The sequence below is a fragment of the Paenibacillus sp. MER TA 81-3 genome (assembly GCF_023713585.1).
GTDB classification, from domain to species: domain Bacteria; phylum Bacillota; class Bacilli; order Paenibacillales; family Paenibacillaceae; genus Paenibacillus_B; species Paenibacillus_B profundus.
Genome location: NZ_JAMAWB010000018.1, coordinates 37,940 through 63,206, shown reverse-complemented (window position 1 = coordinate 63,206; position 25,267 = coordinate 37,940). Strand labels below are relative to the sequence as shown.

Annotated in this window: 22 protein-coding genes; 14 read left to right on the top strand and 8 right to left on the bottom strand. The window is 49.8% G+C overall.

The annotated features are described in order from the left end of the window. The first annotated feature begins 5 nt into the window (after positions 1-5). The 12 genes from panD (at position 6) to M3650_RS22560 (ending at position 13,329) form a co-directional block, all read left to right on the top strand. Positions 6-392 (top strand): aspartate 1-decarboxylase, encoded by a 387-nt coding sequence (gene panD / locus M3650_RS22615; protein ID WP_251578029.1) that lies wholly within the window; start codon positions 6-8, stop codon positions 390-392. A 150-nt stretch (positions 393-542) separates the two neighbouring features. After that, a complete protein-coding gene (locus tag M3650_RS22610) occupies positions 543-1,187 on the top strand; it encodes a tetratricopeptide repeat protein (protein ID WP_251578026.1) in 645 nt (214 codons plus the stop codon). 118 nt (positions 1,188-1,305) lie between these two features. Continuing rightward, positions 1,306-4,191, top strand: coding sequence for an ATP-dependent DNA helicase DinG (dinG, locus tag M3650_RS22605; RefSeq protein WP_251578024.1), 2,886 nt, complete (start codon positions 1,306-1,308; stop codon positions 4,189-4,191). Between the two features lie 8 nt (positions 4,192-4,199). Further along, on the top strand, positions 4,200-4,847 hold the full coding sequence (locus M3650_RS22600) for a redox-sensing transcriptional repressor Rex (protein WP_019421893.1): 648 nt from the start codon (positions 4,200-4,202) through the stop codon (positions 4,845-4,847). After that, the gene (locus M3650_RS22595; protein ID WP_251578022.1) at positions 4,844-6,154 is read left to right on the top strand and encodes an amidohydrolase; all 1,311 of its coding nucleotides are present in this window, start codon (positions 4,844-4,846) and stop codon (positions 6,152-6,154) included. The genes M3650_RS22600 and M3650_RS22595 overlap by 4 nt, the downstream gene beginning before the upstream one ends. Positions 6,155-6,170: 16 nt before the next feature. Beyond that, positions 6,171-6,692, top strand: coding sequence for a cell wall elongation regulator TseB-like domain-containing protein (locus tag M3650_RS22590; protein WP_251578020.1), 522 nt, complete (start codon positions 6,171-6,173; stop codon positions 6,690-6,692). Between the two features lie 228 nt (positions 6,693-6,920). Continuing rightward, the gene (locus tag M3650_RS22585) at positions 6,921-7,481 is read left to right on the top strand and encodes a quinolinate synthase (RefSeq protein ID WP_251578018.1); all 561 of its coding nucleotides are present in this window, start codon (positions 6,921-6,923) and stop codon (positions 7,479-7,481) included. Further along, positions 7,450-8,964 carry an AAA family ATPase gene (locus tag M3650_RS22580; RefSeq protein ID WP_251578016.1) on the top strand — a complete coding sequence of 505 codons (1,515 nt, stop codon included), beginning with the start codon at positions 7,450-7,452 and terminating at the stop codon, positions 8,962-8,964. The genes M3650_RS22585 and M3650_RS22580 overlap by 32 nt, the downstream gene beginning before the upstream one ends. A gap of 132 nt (positions 8,965-9,096) precedes the next feature. Continuing rightward, entirely contained in the window at positions 9,097-9,969 is an 873-nt protein-coding gene (locus tag M3650_RS22575) for a 3-hydroxyacyl-CoA dehydrogenase family protein (protein WP_019421898.1), read from the top strand. Further along, entirely contained in the window at positions 9,966-11,177 is a 1,212-nt protein-coding gene (locus M3650_RS22570) for an acetate kinase (RefSeq protein ID WP_251578013.1), read from the top strand. The genes M3650_RS22575 and M3650_RS22570 overlap by 4 nt, the downstream gene beginning before the upstream one ends. A gap of 16 nt (positions 11,178-11,193) precedes the next feature. After that, positions 11,194-12,489: an asparagine--tRNA ligase gene (asnS, locus tag M3650_RS22565; protein WP_251578011.1), complete on the top strand. Its 1,296-nt coding sequence runs from the start codon at positions 11,194-11,196 to the stop codon at positions 12,487-12,489. 159 nt (positions 12,490-12,648) lie between these two features. Continuing rightward, positions 12,649-13,329: a DnaD domain-containing protein gene (locus M3650_RS22560; RefSeq protein WP_019421901.1), complete on the top strand. Its 681-nt coding sequence runs from the start codon at positions 12,649-12,651 to the stop codon at positions 13,327-13,329. A gap of 692 nt (positions 13,330-14,021) precedes the next feature. Here the strand turns inward: M3650_RS22560 and mtnB are convergent. From mtnB to M3650_RS22520, 8 genes are all read right to left on the bottom strand, one after another. Continuing rightward, the gene (gene mtnB / locus M3650_RS22555) at positions 14,022-14,666 is read right to left on the bottom strand and encodes a methylthioribulose 1-phosphate dehydratase (protein ID WP_251578009.1); all 645 of its coding nucleotides are present in this window, start codon (positions 14,664-14,666) and stop codon (positions 14,022-14,024) included. A 61-nt stretch (positions 14,667-14,727) separates the two neighbouring features. Further along, complete coding sequence (locus tag M3650_RS22550) at positions 14,728-15,390, bottom strand: 2-hydroxy-3-keto-5-methylthiopentenyl-1-phosphate phosphatase (protein WP_251578007.1); 663 nt, start codon at positions 15,388-15,390, stop codon at positions 14,728-14,730. Further along, positions 15,387-16,604: a 2,3-diketo-5-methylthiopentyl-1-phosphate enolase gene (locus tag M3650_RS22545; protein ID WP_251578005.1), complete on the bottom strand. Its 1,218-nt coding sequence runs from the start codon at positions 16,602-16,604 to the stop codon at positions 15,387-15,389. Before M3650_RS22545 ends, M3650_RS22550 begins: the two co-directional genes overlap by 4 nt. Further along, on the bottom strand, positions 16,601-17,482 hold the full coding sequence (gene proC, locus M3650_RS22540; RefSeq protein WP_483311781.1) for a pyrroline-5-carboxylate reductase: 882 nt from the start codon (positions 17,480-17,482) through the stop codon (positions 16,601-16,603). Before proC ends, M3650_RS22545 begins: the two co-directional genes overlap by 4 nt. Positions 17,483-17,575: 93 nt before the next feature. After that, positions 17,576-18,823, bottom strand: a complete 1,248-nt coding sequence (locus M3650_RS22535) for a glutamate-5-semialdehyde dehydrogenase (RefSeq protein WP_251578003.1) — start codon at positions 18,821-18,823, stop codon at positions 17,576-17,578. Between the two features lie 14 nt (positions 18,824-18,837). Next, the gene (proB, locus tag M3650_RS22530) at positions 18,838-19,953 is read right to left on the bottom strand and encodes a glutamate 5-kinase (protein ID WP_251578001.1); all 1,116 of its coding nucleotides are present in this window, start codon (positions 19,951-19,953) and stop codon (positions 18,838-18,840) included. Positions 19,954-20,537: 584 nt separating this feature from the next. Continuing rightward, the gene (locus M3650_RS22525) at positions 20,538-21,731 is read right to left on the bottom strand and encodes a pyridoxal phosphate-dependent aminotransferase (protein WP_251577999.1); all 1,194 of its coding nucleotides are present in this window, start codon (positions 21,729-21,731) and stop codon (positions 20,538-20,540) included. A gap of 134 nt (positions 21,732-21,865) precedes the next feature. Then, positions 21,866-22,366: a type IV secretion system protein VirB6 gene (locus M3650_RS22520; protein WP_251577997.1), complete on the bottom strand. Its 501-nt coding sequence runs from the start codon at positions 22,364-22,366 to the stop codon at positions 21,866-21,868. A 174-nt stretch (positions 22,367-22,540) separates the two neighbouring features. Here M3650_RS22520 and M3650_RS22515 point away from each other — a divergent pair, with 174 nt between their 5' ends. Beyond that, positions 22,541-23,389: a carbon-nitrogen family hydrolase gene (locus M3650_RS22515; protein ID WP_251577995.1), complete on the top strand. Its 849-nt coding sequence runs from the start codon at positions 22,541-22,543 to the stop codon at positions 23,387-23,389. A 2-nt stretch (positions 23,390-23,391) separates the two neighbouring features. Beyond that, positions 23,392-25,263: a glycoside hydrolase family 3 protein gene (locus tag M3650_RS22510; RefSeq protein WP_251577992.1), complete on the top strand. Its 1,872-nt coding sequence runs from the start codon at positions 23,392-23,394 to the stop codon at positions 25,261-25,263. Positions 25,264-25,267: the final 4 nt, after the last annotated feature.

The window sequence follows — 25,267 nt, the reverse complement described above, 5'->3', positions numbered from 1 at the left end:
GTGCCATGTTACGTGAAATGATGAAGTCAAAAATTCACCGGGCAACCGTTACCGAAGCCAATTTGAACTACGTTGGCAGCATTACAATTGACGAGCATCTTATGGAATGTGCCGATATTTGGCCGAATGAAAAAGTGCAAATAGTAAACAATTATAATGGTGCCCGTTTGGAGACTTACGTCATTCCAGGGCCAAAACATTCTGGCGTAATCTGTCTGAATGGAGCGGCTGCGCGCCTTGTACAGCCTGGAGATAATGTCATCATCATTTCTTACGCTTCCATGACGAATGAAGAAGCGAAGCAATATGATCCAAAAATCGTCTTCGTGGACGCGGACAATAAACCGGTCGAGCTCGCGACGAAGACCGAAACGTATGCGACTGTTCGTTAATCGTTAACGGCATCATCAGGAATCGGAATTGACAAGCGAAGGCACTGCTCGGGAAACGTTGGAGCATCGAATGAAATGCATCCCCTTAACACAAAATGAACGTGAGCCGCAAGATGACGATACGCATCACTTGTAAAGGTGGGATGAATCGTGCTGCAACATGTATTCGCAACGATGAACGACTTGTTGGATGATATTATTCGGCAGTATCCTCATGCACAAGGCAAAGAAAAAAAGGAATTGGACCATCAAATGTCATTGCTTCGCTCCATGAGCGATCTCATTGTGGAGGAATGGCTGCAGTTTGAAGAAAAGCTTGCGCAGCTGCGTCCTCGCGGCAAGGATGCTTCTGGCGGTAAGATGAAGAAGGAACAAGAGATCTCGGCACCCGATTACGGCGATCCTTTTCAACGGGGCCAAGGATATTATTTGTTGATGATGTATAAGGAAGCAGTCAAGCATTTGGAGCAAGCGGCGCTTCATCAGCCGGACAATATTGAAGTGCGGGCTTATCTGGCCATGGCGTATTTGAACATGGGGCGAAGCCAGGAAGCCGGACATCATTTCGAATTCATCATTCCTTTAACGGAAAGCAAGTGCTTGAAGGCCATCGCGTATAATGCCCTCGGTTGTATTCAAGCGGAACAGCGCAACTTGTCTCTGGCGCAAGAGTATTTTGCGAAAGCCCACCAGATGGATCCTTCTTTGCCAGAACCGGTCTTTAATTTGAAGGTGTGTCTGTCGAATTGCGGTCATTTGCAGTACGGTGCCGGAAATATGAACCACATGCAATAAGATTATTTAGAGGGGAACATTCGTGCGAAGTACGCACAGATGTTTCCCTCTAGTCATTTCCAAATGACCGAACATCTGTTATGCTAATAACAGTAATTGCGAGAGGAATTATATTAAGATGAGATTTGCTGTATTGGACTTTGAAACGACAGGCAATCAGCCTAACGATGAAATTATACAAATCGGACTCGTCATTCTCGGTCACGATTTACAGATGGAACGCGAGTATCATACGCTCGTTCGGCCGACCATCACAATTCCTGAATTCATTACGCAATTAACCGGAATTGGCAATGAGGATGTTCAGGATGCGCCAGACTTGGATGAAGCGATGACAGGGCTTGTTCCATTGTTAAGTGACGTCGTGCTCGTCGGACATAATGTTGCGTTCGATTATCAATTTCTGCGCCAAGCTCTAGAGCAGACCGGTTATTTACCGTTTACCGGACGTATTCTGGACACCATTGAGCTGCTGCGGATACTGTTCCCTTCACTGCCGTCTTATCAGTTGGGATCGGTTGCGCATGAATTCGGAATCATCCATGACCGACCGCATCAAGCCGACAGCGACGCGAGAGCGACAGCCGATGTATTTATCCGCTGCCTGCAAGCGATCGATGACTTGCCGCTTCTGACTCTGCAACGTATTGTGGATGTATTTGGCGATCAAGAAGAACGCGATTTAAAGTGGATGCTGGTGGAGAAGCTAAATGAACGTGAGCGGGACGTGTCCGATTGGGACGAGAAGGAAGGTAACTTTCCATTCCGTCAGCTAACGTTGAAGCAAGGGGATTGGACGGATACCCTTCCTCCGCGTGAAGGTTCAGAGAGCAGTCCGCTCAACAATGTGACGTTCCGTGGCTTTATGGATGAAGTGAGGAACAATTTGGCGAGTCTGTTGCCGAATTACGAGCCGCGTGAAGCTCAGGAACAAATGTTTAACGAAGTGATGGAATGCCAAGAGCAGGACCTTCATCTCTTGATTGAAGCTGGAACAGGCACTGGGAAATCACTTGGATATTTGCTCCCTTCCTTATATTACAGCGTATCTCAAGAGAAGAAAGTGATTGTTAGCACGCACACTATCAATTTGCAAGAACAGTTGAGACAGCGTGATTTACCGCTTCTGGAGAAGATTGTTCCGTTTCCTTTCAAAGCTTCGGTGTTAAAAGGACGCAGTCACTATTTGTGTTTGAGAAAATTTGAACATAAAATAAATCATAGAGAGTTCGTTCATGCGCGTGACGACAGCATAACCGCTGCTCAGTTTCTCGTCTGGCTAAGCCAGACGGAGCATGGCGATGATGAGGAGCTGCATTTGGTCCACAAAGGTCCAGATTTCTGGGATACGGTGTCAAGTGATAGCGACTCTTGTCTGAACCGGGCTTGCCCGTGGTTCCGGCGCTGCTTCTATCATCGGGCGAAGAATGAAGCGAATTTGTCGGACATTATTATAACGAACCATTCTCTGCTGTTTACCGATGTCATTGCCGAACATCGTCTGTTGCCCACCTATGAACACTTGGTCATAGATGAGGCTCATCATTTTGAAGAGACGGCAGGCAAACATCTAGGCATCCATTTGCAATATTTTTCACTCATTCATCCGTTAACGCGGCTATTCAAAGACAGCAAGAATGGAGCATTGATCTTGCTTCAGATGCGGCTCCGCCTATCCGGTCACGAGAAAGCGCTTATCTGGGCAGAAGGAATTGACAAGCTGCTCACGCAAATCGTCGACGTGAAGGAACAATGGGACCGTTTGAATGAAGTCTTGTTCCAATTGCTTCCTCCGGCTGAGAACGGACAAGCCGAAGCCGCCGGGCAGACGGTGTTCCGGTTGCCGTCGGGCGAACGTCCAGAAGCTTGGGCTGGCATCACCGAGCTGGAAAGCGACATCCATGTTCGGCTTAGCGATATTGTACGGTCAGGAGAGAAGCTGGCCAACGAATGGAAGGATTACGATGACGAAGAAATTCAGGGCGTTGTCGTGGACGTGACGGGATTGTTCAAAGAATTGGGCCTGGTTCGGGATGAATTCCGCAACTTTATGCAGGGGAAAGACCCGGAAACGGTCTACTGGATGGAAGGGAATTCCCAGTTCAAGCATAAATCGATGCATATGTACGCAGTCCCGGTCGATGTGAGTGATGCACTGAAACGGTATTTTTTTGAACCGAAGAAAAGTGTAATTCTGACATCGGCTACGCTGTCGGTCGATAAATCATTCCAGTTCGTGGCAGAACAAATCGGGCTGAAGGATGCGGAGCGGGACGGACGGCTGCACACGGTCATATTACCGTCACCGTTTAATTACCGGGAACAGGCATTAGTCGTTATCCCGCGTGATTTCCCGAGCGTAAAGGGCGCATCAGATGCAAAGTTCAACCAGATGTTGACGCAATCGATAGCGGATGTCGCGCAAGTAACGAGAGGACGAATGCTTGTGCTCTTCACCTCATATCGCATGCTGCGGGACGTATATGCGCCTTTGAAGGAAGCGCTGAGCGTTCACGGGATTCACGTGCTTGGACAAGGCATTGACAGCGGTAACCGCAGCAAGCTGACCCGCAGGTTCAGGGAGCAATCCGCTTCCGTCTTGCTGGGGACGAGCAGCTTCTGGGAAGGGGTGGACATTCCTGGAGATGCACTCACGTGCTTGGCGATTGTTCGACTTCCGTTCCAGCCGCCGAACCACCCGTTGGTCGAGGCAAAATCAGAGCGGCTGAAACGGCAAAATCAGAATCCATTCCGGAAGTATTCCGTGCCGCAAGCCGTTATCCGCTTTAAGCAGGGATTCGGCCGATTGGTGCGGACCTCGCAGGATAAGGGAATCGTCATCATCTATGATACGCGCGTGATCGAAACAAGCTATGGCAAGCACTTTTTATATTCCTTGCCGGGACCAAAGATGGAGCACATGGCTGCAGAGCAGTTGGTTCCGCGCATTGAAACGTGGTTGGACGATAATCAAAAGACGTTGAAGAGCGATGAGGGGACTTGATTTAAGATATGAAAACATTAAAAATATCTGAAGCTGTTGTTCGACGTCTGCCGGTCTATTTGCGTCATTTGATAGAACTGAAGCAGCGTGAAGTATTGACAGTTTCTTCTCAGGATTTGGGCCAGAAGCTGGATTTAAATCCAGCGCAAATCCGCAAGGACTTGGCTTATTTTGGAGATTTTGGACGCAAAGGCATTGGTTATGACGTATCTTATTTAATACAGCAAATCCGTCATATATTGAAGCTGGACCAAATTATTAACGTTGGCTTGGTCGGTGCCGGTAAACTGGGGCATGCGTTGTGCAATTACACGGTCTACTTGAAAGACAACATGAAAATCGTAGCTGTGTTCGACGCCATGGAGTCCAAGATTGGCACGGATATTAATAATCTGAAAGTTCAACCTATGAGCGAAATGATCACAACGGTTCGAAATCAGCACATCCGTATCGGAATTATTACGGTTCCGGCCGCGGAAGCGCAATATGTAGCGGAGCAATTCGTCGAGGCCGGTGTAGAAGCCATTTTGAACTTTGCACCTGTTATTTTGAAGGTTCCGTCTCATGTGCGCGTGCATACTGCCGATTTCACAACGGATTTGTTTAGCCTGGCTTATTATTTAACGGATCAGGGAAAGGAAGTTCCAGTCCAATGACAAAGCGAATCATTATTGAAAATGGCGCCTTTGCGGTACTTAATGCTCAATCCGGGCAAACCTCAACCAAGGGAACGATGGTTATTGAAAATGATCGAATTGTCCACTTGGGAGATTCACTTCCTGCGCAGTTCGATACGAGTGATGCAGAGAGAATAAACGGCAAAGGTCTATTCTTCCTGCCTGGTTTAATCAATACGCATGGTCATGCTGCGATGTCGCTCCTGCGCGGGTATGGTGACGACATGGTGCTGCAATCGTGGCTGCAGGAGAAAATGTGGCCAATGGAAGCGAAATTTACGGCACAGGATGTGTACTGGGGAACCGCATTATCCGTCGTTGAGATGCTTAAGGGCGGAACCACAACGTTCGTCGACATGTATGATCATATGGATGAAGTCGCTAAAGTCTGCGAGCAGTCCGGTATTCGGGGCTGTCTGACGCGCGGCGCAATCGGGTTGTGTCCTGAAGACGTTCAGGATGCGAAGCTTGAAGAAGCGGTTCAATTCGCAAAAGACTGGAACGGCAAGGCGAATGGACGGATTACAACCGTGCTGGCGCCGCATGCGCCATATACGTGTCCGCCGGCATTCATTGAGAAGTTCGTGCAAGCGGCACATGATATGGATTTACCTCTTCATACACATATGTCGGAGACGAAGGCGGAAGTGGAACAGAACGTGAAGGATTATGGGCTTCGTCCGGTTGCTCATTTAGAGAAATTGGGCTTCTTTTCGCGACCGTCGTTCATTGCACACGGGGTACATTTGACAGATGAAGAAATTGCGATTCTGGCTCACTACCATGTAGCCGTGTCTCATAATCCAGGCAGCAACCTCAAGTTGGCGAGCGGTGTAGCTCGGGTTCCTGAATTGTTGCGCGCAGGAGTTGTCGTCTCTCTCGGAACGGATGGTCCGGCCAGCAACAATAACTTAGACATGTTCGAAGAAATGCGGCTTGCTGCGCTTATACACAAAGGAGTATCGGGAGATCCAACCGCGATTCCGGCTGCAGAAGCGCTGCGCATGGGTACCGTATACGGGGCGAAGACGATTTCGCTTCCTGATGTAGGATTGCTTGAGGTCGGTATGAAGGCAGATATGGTTGCGGTAGATATCGATCAAGCTCACTTCATTCCGCATACGGATCTCGTATCTCACATGATTTACTCCGCTTCGGCTAAAGATGTGAAGCATGTATGGATTGATGGAGAACAGGTCGTGAAGAATGGCGAATGCCTGACGTTAGATGAAGAACGTATCCGTCATGAGACGCAGCAATGCTTCGAGCAGCTGCTGCAGCGATAAGCGGGGGGATTTATTCATGGTAAGAAGCCGCACACGTCGGCGTTCCAAATGGAAATGGTATATCCCGCTGGCGGTTCTTATTCTGATTCTTCTCATTGCTGCTGTATATATGTATGTGCAATATATAAATGCTGATGAGCGAGTGAAAGAAGCTGATATCATTCGCCGAGCGAATGATAGTGTAAAGCTCGCAGAAATATCCGGTGTCGAGAAGAGCGTATGGGACGACATTGTCTATGTTGTTGAAGGTAAAGATGAACAAGACCAAGAACGACTGGTGTGGGTGTTTCCGAAGAAAGTCGTATCTATGTACGCCTTTGAAGGAATAAAAAAAGATGCGATGAAAGCAAAAATAAAAGAGCAATATAACAAGGTTCACATCGTACGGCTTATTCCCGGATATAAAGACGGGCAATATGTATGGCAGGCGATGCTGGAACGAGCGGACGAACAGGGCGCCAACCGCTATTATTATCAATTTTATCTGTTCGCCGACGGTTCACCGATCGGAGAAATCTACGGGCTGCCTAATAAATAACGATGGACCACCTTACACCGTATTCTTGCAAGTGACGCGATTGAAGCGTTGCAGCGAGAGTGCGGTGTTTTTTTGTTGCCAAGGAGATTGGCAGCTATGGTACACTTTACATTCAACTTCAGTGTATATACTGTGATATACTCTAACATGTACTGAATGATATATTTCATGTATTCAACAAGCGCCGTTTTCATGTAGATAGATTAGAGGGTGAGGAGGTATTTCAGCATGACGAAAAAAGTTCGTATCGCTCCTACCGTCCTGATTATGATTGTGACGGGCGCCGTACTGTTCGGTGGATGGGCGTTGTATCAGACTAATTTTGTGAAGCAGCCAGTGGAACAGATCGTGCAAAAGCATGCTGAGATTACACAATATCATGTTGACTGGCAGACCGACGCGATGAAGGTTCAAATTCAGACGAAGCCGGGTGTCGATGTCCGTGAATTGGTTCAGCAGCTGAATGGCGATTTGGAAAAGCAAGCAAAAGGGAAAAAGGTAGTTATTGAATATATGAATGACCATAGCACGCCGAAAATCGATAAATGGTGGTCCCAGGCTTTGTTTGATGTCGCTGAAGCGATGGTACATCAAAAATATAGTCAAATTCCATTACGTCTGCAGCAACTGCAGCAGCCGGGGATAGAAGTTCAGACGGAAATGGACAACCAGTATGTATATATTACGGTGAAGGATGGACAAGGCAGCAAGACGTTGCTGCTGCCGTTAGAAGGTACACGGATGGGGGTGTGGCCGTATGAGAAATCGACAATCGATGCGATGGCCTGAGTGGGTCATCGGCGTATCCATTCCACTCCTGTTGTTCATTATTTTTCTTGGAGTGAATGTGTGGCCGATCGTACTGGCGGCCGCCGCAATAGGTGTATTGGCGTTCGCAGCGCAGCGTCGTGGTGCGGGTATGGCAGCAACCTCTGGCCGCAAAGATTCACGAAGTCTTAAGGTCACTGCAATGAGCTTCGATAACATCGGGGGTCAAGAACGTGCCAAACATGAGCTGGTAGAAGCTTTGGACTTCCTAGTTCGCCCTGACGCGATCAGTAAATTCGGAATACGTCCTCTAAAGGGCATTCTTCTAACCGGTCCTCCGGGGACAGGGAAGACGTTGATGGCCAAGGCGTCGGCCCATTACGCAGACGCGTTGTTCATTGGAGTATCCGGCAGTGAGTTCGTAGAGATGTTCGTTGGGGTCGGTGCTGGCCGGGTGCGAGAGCTGTTTAAGGACGCGAGACAGCGTGCCGTGAAGGAGAAAAAAGAGAACGCAGTTATTTTTATCGATGAGATTGACGTTATCGGCGGTAAACGTGAAGGCGGGCAACAGCGGGAATACGATCAGACATTGAACCAATTGTTGACGGAAATGGACGGTTTATATGCGGATCAGACGCCAAGAATTCTCGTGATGGCAGCGACAAACCGTAAAGAGATGCTCGACAGCGCATTGCTGCGTCCGGGTCGGTTCGACCGTCATATTCAAGTGGATATGCCGGACAAGAAAGGCCGTCGTCATATTTTGGATTTGCATGCGGATAACAAGCCGCTGGCCGATGATGTCAATCTGGACCGGATTGCGGAAGAGACGTTCGGATTTTCCGGTGCACAGCTTGAAAGTGTACTGAATGAAGGCGCGATTTATGCGATGCGTGAACAGGCTGACTTGATTTCGACAGCACATTTATCGCAGGCGATTGATAAGGTGCTGATGGGAGAGAAGAGCGACCGCGAGACGAATCAGGAAGAACGGCGCCGGGTCGCAATTCATGAATTGGGTCATGCAATTATGGCGGAGCTAGTCCGTCCGGGAAGCGTATCTCAAGTTTCATTAAGTCCGAGAGGTCAAGCGCTTGGCTACGTCCGACACCAGCCACAGGAAGAACGTTATTTGTATACGAAGCCGTTCTTGGAAGAACAGATTATGATCGCGTTGGGTGGAGCTGCTGCTGAAGAAATGTTCTATGGGAACCGCAGTACAGGCTCCCAGGGAGACTTCGATCAAGCGCTTAATATTGTCGAGACGATGATTAATTCAGGCTTGACCAGCTTGGGAATTGTACGCCTGAAGCATCTGTCTCCCGATGTCTTGACAAAAGAGACACAGGCGATTATGTTAGATTTGACGGATCGCACGCATGAGCTGTTGAAAGAGCACCAGGAAGCATTCGAGCGCTGTCTGAAGCATTTGATTGAAGAAGAGTACGTAAGCGGTGAGAAATTCCGGTGTCTATTATGTGACAAGAAACAATTACCAGCGTGAAAATGCGCTGGTTATTTCTTTTTATTTTCAACAATCATGTTAAGATAATATTAGGTACCTATGCACTGATAACGCGAGCTATATCTCGGGTACACTATGCAGAGCATAGCAACATGAAAGGTGGAAGAGACCATGTTTTTCAAAAAAATCGGCGTCATTGGCGGCGGTACAATGGGCCAAGGCATTGCAGAAATGCTTGCTGTGAAAGGCCTGGACGTGCTGCTAGTGGAGCAAACGCCGGAAAAGCTGGACCATGCATACGAAATGATTGAAACGAGCTTGGACAAACAGCTGGAGAAATGGGCTATCACTCAAGCGGAAAAAAAATTAATTCTTTCGCGCATACATAAGGTGACGCATCTGGCTGAACTTAGTGCATGCGATATGGTTATAGAAACCATCTCCGAAGATATCGAAGCGAAGAAAAGCGTATTTGCGGAGCTGGATCGCGTCTGCCCTAGCAATATCATTCTGGCAAGCAACACATCGACATTGTCTTTGACCGAATTGGCGAGCTCTACGAAATATCCGGAGCGAGTTATCGGTATGCATTTCATTCATCCAGTTTCGAAAGTGGATCTTGTCGAAATTATCCGCGGGTTAAAAACATCAGATGCTACATTTGATGAGACGAAGCGGTTTGTTGAAGAAGTTGTGCAGAAGAAAGGCGTTATGGTGTATGAATCGCCGGGCTTCGTCACGACACGGATTATTTGTAACTTAATTAACGAAGCGTTACATGTGCTGCAAGAAGGAGTCGCATCTGCAGAAGATATCGACAATGCGATGCGAATCGGATACAATTTCCAATATGGTCCATTAGAGATGGCTGACCGCTTTGGTCTCGATTCCGTACTGGCAGCGATGGAGCGCATGTTCCGTGAATTCGGCGACATTAAATATCGTCCGTCCGTATTGTTGAAAAAAATGGTCCGCGCCGGTCACCTCGGCGTGAAGACGGGCGTCGGATTTTTCAACTATGACAAGGATGGGGATAGATTATGAAAGTACTAGTCATTAATGCGGGAAGCTCCTCGCTTAAATATCAGTTGTATGACATGACGGATGAGTCGGTATTAGCAGCAGGTCGGGTGGAAAGAATTGGAATGGATTCTTCCATTCTCGTACATGAGCCTCACCATACGGATGAGATTACCGAAGTCAGCGAAATTTTGGACCATACAATCGCGATTCGCAAAGTATTGGACAAGTTGACGGATCCGGAAGTCGGTGTCGTGAAATCTACAAGCGAAATTGAAGCCGTTGGCCATCGGGTCGTTCACGGCGGTGAATCATTCAATAACTCAGTGCTTGTAGACTCGAATGTAAAAGCGGAAATTCGCCGTTTGTTCGAGTTGGCGCCGCTTCACAATCCGGCTCACATGATGGGGATCAAAGCGGTCGAAGCGAACATGGGTAACGTACCGCAAGCGGTCGTATTCGATACGGCTTTCCATCAGACGATGCCTGCGAAAGCTTACATGTATGCCATTCCGAAGGTGCTCTACAAGAAGCACAAAATCCGTCGTTACGGTTTCCATGGCACATCTCACGATTATGTAAGCAAACGTACGGCAGAAACGCTCGGACGCCCGATCGAAGATTTGAAAATCATCACTTGTCATATCGGTAACGGTGCAAGCTTGACGGCCGTGCAAGGTGGACAATCCGTTGACACTTCGATGGGGATGACACCACTCGAAGGCTTGATGATGGGAACACGCAGCGGTGATTTGGATCCTGCTGTTGTGCCATTCGCGATGATGAAGGAAGATTTGACTGTGAACGAAGTGAACTCCATGCTGAACAAGCACAGCGGCTTGTTGGCGATTTCTGGCATATCCAGCGATATGCGCGAAATTACGGACGGTATGGAAGCAGGCGAACCAAATGCAACATTGGCTTTTGAAATGTACACTTATCGTGTTCGGAAGTATATCGGTGCTTATGCGGCTGCGATGGACGGAGTAGATGCAATCGTGTTCACAGCCGGTGTAGGGGAGAACTCTATCGTGATTCGCCAACATGTGTGCGAGCAGTTGACATTCCTTGGCGTTGAAATCGATCGGGAACTGAACAAGATTCGCTCTAAAGAACCGCGCCGCATCTCTACGCCGAATTCGAAAGTGGAAGTGCTTGTCATTCCGACGAATGAAGAGCTAGTGATTGCACGCGATACGTATCGCCTCGTGAAAGAAGCAAAAAACGTATAAGGGAGAGAGCGAACCGATGGCGACAACTTGTGTCATTCGCGAAGTGAGCCGCCATGTAGGCGAAGAAGTCCGCATGGGCTGCTGGCTCCACAACAAACGTTCCAGCGGCAAGATTCAATTTTTGCAGCTGCGTGACGGCACCGGCTTCATTCAAGGTGTTGTAGTAAAGAGCGAAGTGCCTGAAGAAGTATGGGAAGCTGCAAAGAGCTTAACTCAGGAAAGTTCATTATATGTAACTGGGGTTGTGCGTGAGGAACCACGTTCGAAATCCGGTTATGAAATGACAGTGACGAACGTAGATATCATCCAATTAACTGAAGATTATCCGATTACGCCGAAAGAGCATGGCGTCGATTTCTTGATGGATCACCGTCATTTGTGGCTGCGTGCGCCGAAGCAACATGCCATTTTGACGATCCGCGGAGAAATTATCCGTGCGGTTCAGCAGTTCTTCGATGAGCGCGGCTTCACGTTAGTAGATCCGCCAATTTTGACGCCTTCTTCCTGCGAAGGAACAACCGAGTTGTTCCATACGAAATATTTTGAAGAAGACGCCTTTTTGACGCAGAGCGGACAGCTGTATATGGAAGCAGCAGCGATGGCTCTCGGCAAAGTGTATTCCTTCGGACCGACATTCCGTGCCGAGAAATCCAAAACTCGTCGTCATTTAATTGAGTTCTGGATGATAGAGCCAGAAATGGCGTTCGTAGATCATGACGAGAACCTGCGGGTGCAGGAACAGTTCGTATCCCATATCGTGCAATCCGTCTTGAAGAACTGTCGTGCGGAGCTGGAAACATTGGGACGCGATACTTCCAAGCTTGAACAAGTGGTTGCGCCATTCCCGCGCATTACCTATGATGAAGCGATCAAGTTTTTGCAAGAGCAAGGCTTTGATATTCCATGGGGAGAAGACTTTGGTGCGCCGCATGAGACGGCAATTGCGGAGAAATATGAGACACCGGTCTTCATTACACACTATCCGACGAACATTAAGGCTTTCTATATGAAGCCAGATCCGAATCGTGCGGATGTCGTGCTTTGTGCTGATATGATTGCGCCGGAAGGCTATGGTGAAATCATCGGAGGTTCGCAGCGGATCGATGATCCTGAGCTTCTGGAAGAACGATTCCGCGACCATGAGCTCTCTTCAGAAGCGTATCAATGGTACTTGGATTTACGCAAATACGGCTCTGTTCCACATTCCGGCTTCGGGCTCGGACTTGAACGTACCGTAGCGTGGATTTGCGGTCTGGATCATGTGCGTGAGACGATTCCATTCCCGCGCATGCTGTATCGTTTATATCCATAATGCATGTGAAGCAAGCTAGCTATCCCGTATCGCATACAGCGGTACGGGATTATTATTAGCGGCACATAAAAAGTTTGAAAACGTTACCAAATGTGACTTACTAAAAATTTCGTTTTGTGCGACAATAGGATAAGTATAAAGCGGAGAGGGGATTAACGTATGAGTGGGGACGCTTTTCGAACCTTCGCCAAAGGAATGGCGCTCGGATTGCAATCCGGCAGTGTAAGCGTGCCATATCATTTGCTGCGCTATTGTCGGCAGTTAAAGTTGAGTGATACAGATGTGATGCTGTTCATTCATCTCATCGGCTTCAAGCAGCAGGAAATGAAAGACTTTCCTACTATTGATGAGCTTCAGGAGCGAATGGGATCTTCCCCGGATGCGGTCATTAAATCGCTGCAGAAACTAATGAAAGATGGCTTCTTAAATATTGATGAGGAAATAGATCCAGAGACGGACGTGCAATACGAACGGTATAATTTAACCGGCCTATGGGAGAAGCTTGCAGTCGTCATGGCGGAAGAGTTTCGCGCCGAACGCCAGAAGCTGCGTACTGTAACTTCATTCTCCGAAGCCGAACCGCCTAATCTGTTCAATATTTTTGAAAAAGAATTTGGCCGTCCGTTGTCACCAATGGAATGCGAGACGATAGCTGGATGGATTGATCAGGATCGTTATCCGGAAGAATTGATACTGTTGGCATTGAAGGAAGCGGTCTTTGCGGGGAAAGTACATTTCCGCTACATCGACCGTATTTTACTGGAATGGAATCGCAACCGCGTCCACTCCATTGAAGATGCTAAGGCGTATACGCAGAAGTTCCGCTCCGGCGGAAGATAATGAACCGCACTGCATGTGAGATGCAGCGCGGTTTTTTATACAACTGAACGGATGTGCTGCTGCTCAACCTTGTGCTGAACCGATTTTGCAATGGAGCTTCAACACCACCTCGCAGACATATTCGGGATGAATGGACGCGGAGCATGTATGCTGTATCTGGCACGGTTATGCTGATGTTGATAACGCGTTAGGCGTACCGTAATAATATCTCTAATCGCCATGCTTTGTTCAACTCTCCCCCACAATCAGAAAACGTGTACACGTAACCTGTACACGTTCAGAAAAAAGCGGACACGTAACCTGTCACACTTGACGCCACACAAGCGAGCATACAACTGAATTTTGGTGGGCCGTCATGAGGTTTTTGGAGGCGTATTTTGGAGGAGAAGACTAAGAAACGATTCTGAACAACCGATTGATGCTGTCACTAATGCAGCACTTAACGAGCATAAGAGGAAGTATGAAGTATGAAGTATGAAGTATGCATAAGCTCTGCCTTATCAAACTGCGGGATGAACTCTTTGCTGGATCTGTTTCTGAACGGACGGGAGAATGAACATAAGGACTTGGAAAGCATACACAACGACAGGTTAGACATTGGATACGGACATAGTAGACAACGGTTGGCATGACATCAAAAAACCCGTCCAAATGGACGGGCATATTATGCCGAAATAAAAATAGAATGAGCGCTAACGCAGCGCCTGCATACGGTATACGTATTCGAACAGGAACTCGAACGCTTCCAGATGGCGTTTTGCCTCAAACGTATTAGCGCCCCACGCATAAATTCCGTGCTTGCGCAGCAGAATTCCCGGTATACGGGGGTCAAGCTTCTCCGTGATGCACGGTACGATGCGAGGGATGTCTGCATAGTTAGGCACGATCGGAATTGCAATGCGGGCGTCTTCCTCCCATATATTGAATGCTTTAATGAGCTCGACACCTTCCACAGGAACAGCTTCCTGATCCCAGAATAGCTCCGATATGACGTTATTCCATACCGTGTGCACGTGGAAAATGGCGCCACAGCCCGTCATTCGATAAATTTCACAATGAATGAGTGTCTCTGCGCTCGGTCTGAGCTGTGTGCACTCTGTGGGCTTCCCATGCTCATTGACAAACAAAAAGTCCTCGGGGGTATGAATCGATTTATCTTTACCGCTTGCCGTAATAGCAAATTGAAAGCGGCCCTCTTCGATGTCACTGGCACGTACGGACAAATTGCCGCTTGTTCCCGGGAACCAGTCACGTGCAGCAAATTGTTCCTTGATGGAACGAAGCTCGGCAAGGGCGCGCTGCTTCTCTTCTAATGTGAGATTCCCGATAGATATCATTTTGCTGCCTCCATTCACTGAATTATAAATTCGTTCGCTGACACTTTCAATCTTCTTTGTGCTATTCGTTATGTTTCATATGTTCGATAATGTCATAAAACGTATCGAACGGAGCATATGAAATATGTAATTGCTCACATTTCTCGATCAGGTGCGAGCGGGCATAGACGAATTCGACCTGCTTGGCAGCGGCGAAGTCGGTGACGCTATCGCCGATGACTATCCGCTCGTATTGTTCGGGAGGGAACTTTCTCACGATCGTCGGCTTGCACATGCCGCAATCATTATTGCAAGGCTCCTGGCAGTCATGCGGCCATGTGATGCGGACCGTTTCACCGCTGAAGTCGCTGCCATTGCAATAAATACGATTAGATGGAATGCCGAACGGCTCCAGCAGCGGATAGACAAAGAAATCGATGCCACCGCTTGTTACGTACAGATCGATGCTCTCTTCATGGCAAAATTGTACGAACTTCTCGAACCCTGGCCGAATAATCGCTTGGGAAACAGCAAAACGAATCACTTCGTCACGCATGGATGAAGGGAGTAAGGCAAACAATTCCCCGACACCTTGACGTATAGTCTTCCGCTCCGCAATGACGTCCTGAGCGATTGGTTCCCAACCTGCTGGATTAAAATGACGTATAATTGCGATGATATTATCATTTACAGTAATCGTGCCGTCAAAGTCACAGAAGACGACACGCTTCTTGGACGCGGTCATTGCTTTACCCCCCATGCTTGAATTGCGGCTCTGAGTTCTTCATGATCCGCGGCATAGCTGTCCAGTGATGAACCCTGCATGACGGCTTCGATGGCTTGAACAAAAGCGCGGCCGCCGGCCGCAGTCCCGAGCGGATGTCCATGCACGCCACCGCCTGCATTGACGACGACATCGGTGCCGAAATCGCGGATAATGAGCGGAACGATGCCCGGATGAATGCCAGCGGATGGCACAGGGAAACTCGATGCCACGCCGATTTCTGCAGTCGTAAGTGCCTCGCGGATCGCTTGCGTCTCTTCCTTCGGCATCGTAACCGAGCCATAGGGAGAAGGGAAGAGCACAAGATCAGCACCGGCGAGCCGCATGAATTTGCCGAGCACGAGCGCAGCGGAAATTCCGTGATGCGGTGAAGAGCAGTAAGCGCCGGCCAAGGCGGGATGAGCCGCGATCGGAACCGTAATGTCGCGATCTTGGCTTAATGCATGGAGCACGTCATACCCATAGCTCAACACGTTGAAGAGCAGGGCATTGGCTCCAGCTTCAATGGCCCGGAGCGCCTGATCGCGCAGGCTGAATGTCGGTCCGGTCAGGTTGACGGCGTAGAGCAGCTTCTTGCCGGTGTGCTGCTCCGCTTCTTGCGCTGCCTCCATGCAGACTTGAATCCTTTTATCGATTGGTGTCAGCGGATTCTCGAACAAAATCTCGTCGTCCTTGATGAGATTGACGCCACCAAGCGCTTGCTGATAGAACTGTTCCCGCAGCGTATTCAAGTCGTGTCCGATGACGGATTTGAAGATGCTCATCAAGAGCGGGCGGTCGTGGACATCGACGAGCTTGCGGACGCCCTCCATTCCGAACTTCGGCCCGGGAAAGGCCTGCTTGAAATCGTCGGACCATGTCACATCGATGAGTTTAATCCGTCCGTCCATGGACAGCTTGCCGAAGATCGTAACGAGCAAGGCCGGAATATCATGGCTGAAGTTGATGTCTGGATAGGCGATGGATATATCCGCACAGCGCTCTCCGGGAATGTCCGAAGGATGATCTTGCACGGACACGACCCGCCCCAGATGCTTCTTCATGTCAGCTTTCTTCGCCTCGGGAAGATCGGTCCAGCTTCCGACGGTCAAGCCGACAGCGATACCTTCGGCTTTTTTGTGGAAATCGGCACGGTCGTCGTACAGACGGTACGTGGCAACACAGTGATCATTCATTCCATGTTCCTCCCAATTTGTTCTCCCATCTCCTGCGCTCTTGCTTCCGCCCGATGAATGGCGGTCTTCATCGCGTTCGCAAATTGATATCGTTCCAACACCTCCAATGCCGCTTGTGTCGTGCCGCCGGGAGAGGTAACTTTACGGCGAAGCGTGGCAGGCTCTTCTCCAGTCCGTCTGACCATTTCTGCAGCGCCGAGTACGGTTTGAACGGTTAAATCGTGAGATTGCTCCTGTGATAGACCGCCTTCCATTCCCGCCTGTATCATAGCTTCCATTAAGTAATAGACGTAAGCGGGGCCGCTGCCGGACAAGCCGGTGACGATGTTCAAATACGGTTCTTCCACCTCAGTTACAATACCCATTGCATTCAGCATCGTCATGGCAGCAAATTTTTGCTCGGCAGTCACTTCTTGCGAGCAGCAGAGCGCGGTAGCTCCGAGGCCAATGTTGCTGGACGTGTTCGGCATCGTGCGCACTAGCGGCGCTGATCCGATAATGTGCTGCATCGTCGCGATGCTCAAGCCGGCAACGACGGACACGAGGAGCGTGTCCGCGCGCAGCAGCGGCTTAAGATCGAACAGGGCGGCAGCCGCATCTTTTGGCTTTATGGCGAGTACGATAATATCTGCAGCAGCAAGCCGTTTCTGCTTGGCTTCTGCCGTTAGCTCGATCGTAACTCCATATCGGTCCTGCAACTCGTGCAAACGTTCTGCATTGCTGCGATTGATGACCGCGATGCGGTCTGGTGCGGTCAATTGTTGTTCTGTCATGCCGCGCACGATGGCTTCCGCCATGGAGCCGGCTCCGAAGATACAGAAGTGAAGCGAGCGGAAGGTGTCATTCACTTGTGTCTGTTTTAGGTCCATGCTGTTCATCTCTCTTCCTTCTTTTGCTTCATGCTTTATCTTCTAGAGGTGGTTCAAAAAGCCCCTCTTAATCGCGAAGTAGACGCATCTAATATTCCATTCTTACTCTCTAATTTGACCTTTGCCATAAATTCGATATTTCTCAGAGGTAAGGGCAGGCAATCCCATCGGGCCCCGAGCATGCAGCTTCTGGGTGCTGATGCCGATTTCCGCTCCAAAGCCGAATTCGAATCCGTCCGTGAACCGCGTTGATGCATTGTGATACACAGCCGCTGCATCCACCTCTTGCAAGAAGCGAGTGGCATGTTCTTTATTATCGGTTACGATGCATTCGGAGTGCATCGTGCCGTAGCGTGCAATATGCTGGAGCGCCTCATCCAATGAATCGACGATGCGCACGTTCAGAACATAATCGTTATATTCAGTCGCGTAATCTTGTTCCGCTGCAGCTTTGGCCCACGGAGCATAAGGCAGTGTGCGTTCGCAGCCGCGCAATTCAACGTTGTGAACCTGAAAACCTTCGAGCAGCCCAGTTAAATGACGTTCTGCGAACTGCTGATGCACAAGCAGTGTCTCCATCGCGTTGCATACCGAAGGACGTTGTACCTTCGCATTCAAAGCGATCGCTTCTGCCATTTCCGGATCGGCATCTTCATCAATGTACGTGTGGCAGATACCGGCACCCGTCTCGATGACCGGTACGGTCGCATTTTGCACGACATTTTGAATGAGTGATGCCCCGCCGCGAGGAATGATAACATCAAGCAGTCCGTTCAGCTTCAGCATCTCATCTACAGAGGAGCGATTCGGATCCTCTATGAGCTGCAGCGCATCTGCAGGGAGAGTTGTATTGGCAAGCGCATCATGCAGCACTTCAACAATTCGTTTGTTCGATTCAAGCGCGGAAGAACCTCCGCGCAACACGACCGCATTTCCGGTCTTTAAGCACAGACCCGCCGCATCCACGGTGACGTTCGGACGAGCTTCGTAGATGATGCCGATTACGCCTAGCGGGACGCGAGTCTTCTCAATGTGCAAGCCGTTCGGGCGGTCAAACGTCTCCAGCACATCGCCGACCGGATCCGGGAGACTAACGATTTGTCTCAGTCCTTCGGCCATATCCTGAATTCGCTGCTCGTTCAATGCAAGCCGATCCAGCAGGGAAGGGGGAATGCCCTGTTCCTGTCCGCGTGCTAAGTCGCGTGCATTGGCCTCGATAATGGAAGCATCCTGTTCGACCAACGCATCAGCCATGCGAAGCAGCGCTTCGTTCTTCGCGTCACTGGTCAGCCGATTCACCATGGCAGCCGCTGCTTTGGCCAGAACTGCTTTTTGACGTACTTCACTCATCCCGTATTCCTCCTTTATGATCGTAAAGTTACCCATTCATCTCGGTGTATGACCTCGATGCGAGGCACCTCAATTCGTTTCAATACTTCTTCGCTTGACCAGCCTGCAGCAGTCCGCAGCTGCGATGCATCATAATTGACGATCCCTCTTCCTATAAGCTTGTCGTCTGGGCCGATTACTTCAACTACGTCACCCTGATGGAACTCTCCCTCGACTTCGCGGACACCCACAGGAAGCAAGCTAGATCCGTTATCGAGCAAGGCATGTTGCGCGCCGGAATCGACGAAGATGCGTCCATCCGGAGTGGAATGGAATCCAAGCCATTGCTTCTTCATCGGGAGCGCATGCAGATGCGTATCGAAATACGTCCCTTTGCCGTGTCCTTGCACGGCTTGAAGCAGGTCGCCCGCTTCGCTGACCTTGCCGACGAATGCGGGCACTCCGCCACGCATCGCGATGCGGGCCGCATCCAGCTTCGAACGCATGCCGCCGGTTCCGACGGATGATCCTGCCCCGCCCGCAAAAGCGTATATTTCATCATTGATCTGTTCAACGTGCTCAAATCGCGTCGCGTTCGGATCGCGCCGCGGGTCAGCAGTATACAAGCCGTCGGTATCCGTCACGATGACGAGACGGTCCGCATGCACCAGATTGGCCACGAGTGCGGACAAGCTGTCGTTATCACCGAACTTCAATTCTTCGACCGCAACGGTATCGTTTTCGTTAATAATCGGAACCACCCGTTGCTTCAACAGCTCTTCCATCGTCATGTGAGCATTATGTCCGCGTTTCCGGCTCGCGAAGTCGGTACGAGTCAATAAGATTTGCGCAACGGGGATACCAAACTGCTGAAATTGCTCCTGATAAGCTTGCATCAACAGTGCCTGCCCGACGGCCGCTGCCGCTTGCCCTTCGTGCAGAAGCTTCGGCCTGCTGGGGTAGCCGATATGCCGAAATCCTGCCGCAACCGCACCAGATGTGACAAGTACGACTTGCGCCCCTCGCTCGATAAGAGAGAAAAGCTCCCGGACATAGAATGAAATGTGCTCTCGTTTCAAACCGCCTTGATCCGAGGTAAGTGAACTGCTTCCAATTTTGACTACAATGCGCTGATTTTGTACCATAACCATCACTTTCCGCCTGAATATTTACATTGGCCTATATTTTGGAGCGCCATGGCAGGAGGATTATTTTCCGTTCTACCGCCCGAACGCGCTGCTGTGGAAGAGGGAGTGTAACAAAAAAGACTCTCGTCCTATAAAGGACGAAAGTCGTTCTTCCGCGGTACCACCTTCATTGAGATCAACTGCCGAAGCTTTGTCCGCATCGCATCATGTATAGAAGCAGACGCCGAGACAAATTATTCAGCAAGCTAATCATCCCACTTGAATGCCCGTAACGGAGGCGTCCGTTCAGCTTTGCGACAATGCGCTTATACTGACCGCTCAAGGATAGGTTCTGTAACGGCTACACGGCGGTGCTCACAGCCTACGGCAATCCGCTCTCTGGGCGCGACTAACATTACATACTGGTCCTGTCATCACGTTAATATATTCTTACTCCTAGTATCGCCGCAAAGCGATAAATGTTATGAATAGAATACCATGTGATTCCAAGTGATGTAAAGACGCTCTATTCCCGGTTTACGGATAATTAGACAGTAGTATTCAGACAGAACAGTATTATTAAGTTTCGATTAAGCTTACAGAATCGTTCAAAATAGAGCAAGCTGTCCGATACGTTCGACCGCTTCACGCAGACGAGTCTCAGGAGCTAGCAGCCCGACACGGACATAACCTTCTCCATGCTCACCGAAGCCAATGCCTGGCGCGACGACTACATTAGCTTTCTCCAGCAGCAGATCCGCAAACGTCGTGGAAGTATATGGATTCGGCACGGGTAGCCAAGCGAAAAATGAACCTGCAGGCGGAGTCACCTGCCAGCCAATCTGGTGCAGCGCCTCGAACAATGTATTGCGTCTCCGTTCATATATAGAGCACAGTTCGCGCACCGAATCTTGCGGCCCGGTTAGAGCGGCTGCCGCTGCAGCTTGTACCGCGCCGAACAAGCTGACGTACATATGATCCTGCATGAGATTGATTAGGCGTATAATTTCACGGTTGCCGACGGCAAAGGCCACTCTCCAGCCCGCCATATTATAGGTCTTCGACATCGTATAGAACTCGATTCCAACTTCTTTGGCTCCCGGTGTCTCCAGAAAGCTAATCGGCCGGTGACCGTCGAAGCCAATCGCACCATATGCGAAATCACTCGCGACGACGATGCCGTGACGTTGGGCAAAGCGCACCGTTTCTTCATAAAAAGAAGAGCTCGCAATGGCGGATGTTGGATTGTTAGGGTAGTTCAGAAACATCAGCTTCGCACGACGTAACTGTTCCTCGCCGATCGATTCGTAATCGGGCAGGAAGTTATGTTGCTCCAGAAGCGGCATCATGACCATTTCCGCCCCAGCGAGTGCGACACCGGACCAATAATCAGGATAACCTGGATCAGGCACGAGACACACGTCACCAGGGTTCAATAAGATTTGACTTATCTCTACCAGACCGGTCTTGCCTCCGAACAAAACGGCTACTTCCGTATCAGGGTCTAAATCGACATCGTAGTCGGCTTTATAGCGTGAGGCAACCGCTTCTTTGAGAAAGTGGAATCCACTGAACGGAGGATAACGGTGGTATACTGGGTTAGCGGCCGCTTGTTGGAGAGCTTCAACGATATGCGGGGCAGTCGGCAAATCCGGATTGCCTTGTCCGAGGTTAATCACATCGTGACCTTCGGCAATCCGGGCATTCGTACGCTGCACTAAATCGGCGAAAAATTGCTTCGGCAATTGCTTCATCCGTTCGGCGGGGATGATGGGGTGCGAACGGTGTACTGCTTCATTCATAGTCATCTACTCCAGAACTCATTATCGTATAAGAGGTAGTTATTTAAAATATTAACGATAACGTAGCATGTTTTACCTGAAGTGTACACTTTTTTTATTGCTTAGGCATCTATTTGCAGGTCAGAATGCGCATTTCAACCGTTTGATTCTTTCACGTTGCCCGAAGACTGCGGAGTAAGCAACTGCTGCATGAACGGCTTTACATCTGCGGTGAATTGAAGTAAAAACGGCTTCCGCTCTGTGGAGAAAATCAAGAGCAGCGGTTCTTTATCTGGGCAATAGATTAAAAATACGTCCTTGACCTCTAAAATGACTTTCGGCAGCTTTACTTGAGCCGGGTCTTTCAAAGGGACACGGATAATATAACCGCATTTGTGCCCGATTGTGATTTGCGGAGCTAATCCTTTCACGGAACCAAGCCATTTTTTAGCTTCCGTCTGATACGTTTCGCTGTTCGGCAGTGTCTTAATGATCCGCTCTTGCTGCATATCAAACAATTGAAGTGGAGGAACGGCGTTACCCTTTTCACTGGTCGGATCCCAAGCTGAAGCAACGGATGCGATACCGGGGACTGTCATACAGAATATCAAGAGGCTGAGAACAAATAACCGCAACGTGTCTCGTGTATTGCGCATAAGATACACTCCTTTCTAAGCTGAAGCCGTCATTTCGATTGCTACCTTACTTTGCCCAGCTTGACTCCATTCCATGAAAAGGTATGATGGAAGAAAGTGTTAAGCAAAATATAAGGTAAATTTATGAATGGAGTATCGATTCATACAAAATGCATCACAGAGGAGAGAGAAGAGATGAAGCCTGAACAATGGAAAATATGTGCCATTCAAATGGATATCGCGATAGGTGAACCAGACCGCAACCAGATGCAAGTCTTGAACAAAATACGGGCCGTCATGGAGCAAGAGGATAAGCCAGACGTAATCGTTCTTCCGGAAATGTGGAAAACAGGATACGCATTGGAACGGATTCATGAATTGGCAGACGAGCAAGGGGAACAAACGATACAGATGTTGTCTGCCCTAGCCGCACAATATCAAGTCAATATCGTCGGAGGTTCGGTAGCTGTGCGCGAACAGGACCGGATATACAATCGAGTATACGTTCTGAATCGGCAAGGTCAAATCGTGAAGACGTATGACAAAACCCATCTGTTCCGCTTGATGGATGAGCATCATTACTTGACTGCGGGAGAAGCGCTTGGGCAATTTACGCTTGATGGGGTAAGCTGCGGCGTTATTATTTGCTACGATCTCCGCTTTCCAGAGCTGACGCGCACGCTTGCTCTACAAGGCGTCGAGGTATTATTCGTCCCGGCACAATGGCCTCATCCACGACTGCATCACTGGCAGACGTTGCTGACAGCGCGCTCTATTGAGAACCAGATGTATATGGTGGCATGCAATCGGGTGGGAAGCAGCATGGGAGCGGACGGCAAAGAGACTTCCTTCTTCGGCAGCTCGGTCATACTGGACCCTTGGGGAGAAATATTAGCCGGGGCCGGCGAGGAAGAAGCATTCGTGCAAGCGCACATCCAACTCTCCTTAGTAGAAGAGGTTCGAGGACGCATACCGGTGTTTGAAGATCGCAGAGAAACGCTATATGACGCTGTCGGACCTAATACGGCTGTGCTGCCGAGCTAATGATGAGGTCTAGATCAGATCGTCACAGGAGGCATGGGAAGCGGCGGCAGAAATGGGGTGTGCTTGCTGTCTTGGTTCTGCTCATGCTGGGAGCTGCATGGATCAGAGACTGGCGGGGAACGGAATCGCCGCATAAGGGCAGCGATAATGAGGCGGCGTCCTCTGGCTCTAACGGAACCGCATCGTCAGACTACGAGAACAAGCCGTCTGAGATAGAGATACAGGTGAATGAACGGCTAGCCCGGATGTCACTGAATGAACGCATCAGCCAACTGTTCATCGTCGATTTGGATGCGCTAGAAGGAGAAAAACCGGGTGAATCCGCTATAGCTGGGCTAAAGGAGCTCCAGCCCGGAGGGGTAGTCTTATTCCGCAGGGACCTGCCAGATGTGCGGCAGACGATAACGCAGAACCGTGAGCTGCAGCATACGGCGCGCATCCCGCTGTGGATAGGCGTTGATGAAGAAGGCGGCTCAGTTACTCGCCTGTCTTTTGCCAATGATGGCAATGGAAATATGGCGATTGCCGCATCCGGCGACACCGCCTTGGCGGCTGAGACGGCCAATCAGATTAGCAGGACGTTGGAGAAGCTGGAATTCAATCTCAATTTCGCTCCGGTCGCGGATGTGAATAACAACGCGAACAATCCGGTCATCGGACTCCGCTCCTTCGGCTCTGATTCGACAGCAGTGGCAGCGTATGTACAGTCGTTTATTTCCGGTATGCATCAGAGCGGAATGCCTGCGGTCGTCAAGCATTTCCCAGGCCACGGGGATACGGCAACCGACTCACATGTCGGCTTGCCTAAGCTTTCTTTTGCAGAAGAGCGTTTCGAGCAAGTGGAATGGGTTCCGTTTCGCGTTGCCATTGAAGCTGGAGCCGATATGGTTATGAGCGCGCACATTCAAGCGCCGCAGCTAGAGCCGTCCGCCGTCCGCTCGAAGAAAGACGGAAGTCAGATTACGCTGCCCGCAACTTTATCCCCGCGCATTTTGACTGGCATTTTGCGTGACAAGATGAATTTTCAAGGGGCTATCGTTACGGATGCGCTCAATATGAAGGCGATCTCCGATCATTTCGGCAGTGCTGAGGCGGCGGTGCTGGCACTGCAGGCGGGAGCGGACGTGCTGCTCATGCCGCCGCAGCCGAGTGCAGCTGTCGAAGGAATACGCAAAGCTATGGACGAAGGGAAAATATCAGCGGAGCGGATTGATGAGAGTGTGCGCCGGATTTTGCGCATCAAGCTGAAGTATGGTGTCATAGGTCAGCAGCGGAAGCAATCGATTGAAACAGAGGAAGCAATTAAGCTAGCGGAACAATTTCTCTCGTCCGATCATTCCCATCAGCTTGCCGATCGCATTGCTTCACAGGCGCTCACTCCATGGGGGACGAAGCTGGATACGTACCGCAATCAAGCTTTCATCCAACGACATATGAAAGTGATTACCGTGATCGGGCATGACGAACGCAGCCTTGGACAAGTCCGTCGTGCGATTGAAGATACGGCAACATCACTATATAAAGGGACGGGGAAGCTGGCTTGCCACAGTCTGCTCCTGTCGGATGACAAGCTGGCGCCAGCAGTGCAATCGAGTGATGCCGTTGTATTTGTTACGCGAGATATTTATTTGCAACCGAAAGCAACAAGTAAGTTGAAAGCGGCACTCAAGCTAGCTCTAGACAACAAGAAGCCTGCTGCTGTCATCGCGGCGGGTACGCCATATGATATCGTGACACTGTCCAATGCGCCTCTCGGATTCGCGATATATGGTGCTACAGACAGTAACGTAAGGGCAGGCGCGAGTGCTTTGTTTCACGACAGGCTGCCACAGGGCAAGCTGCCGGTGGAACTGCCTGAAAAGGGGAGTGAATAGGGTG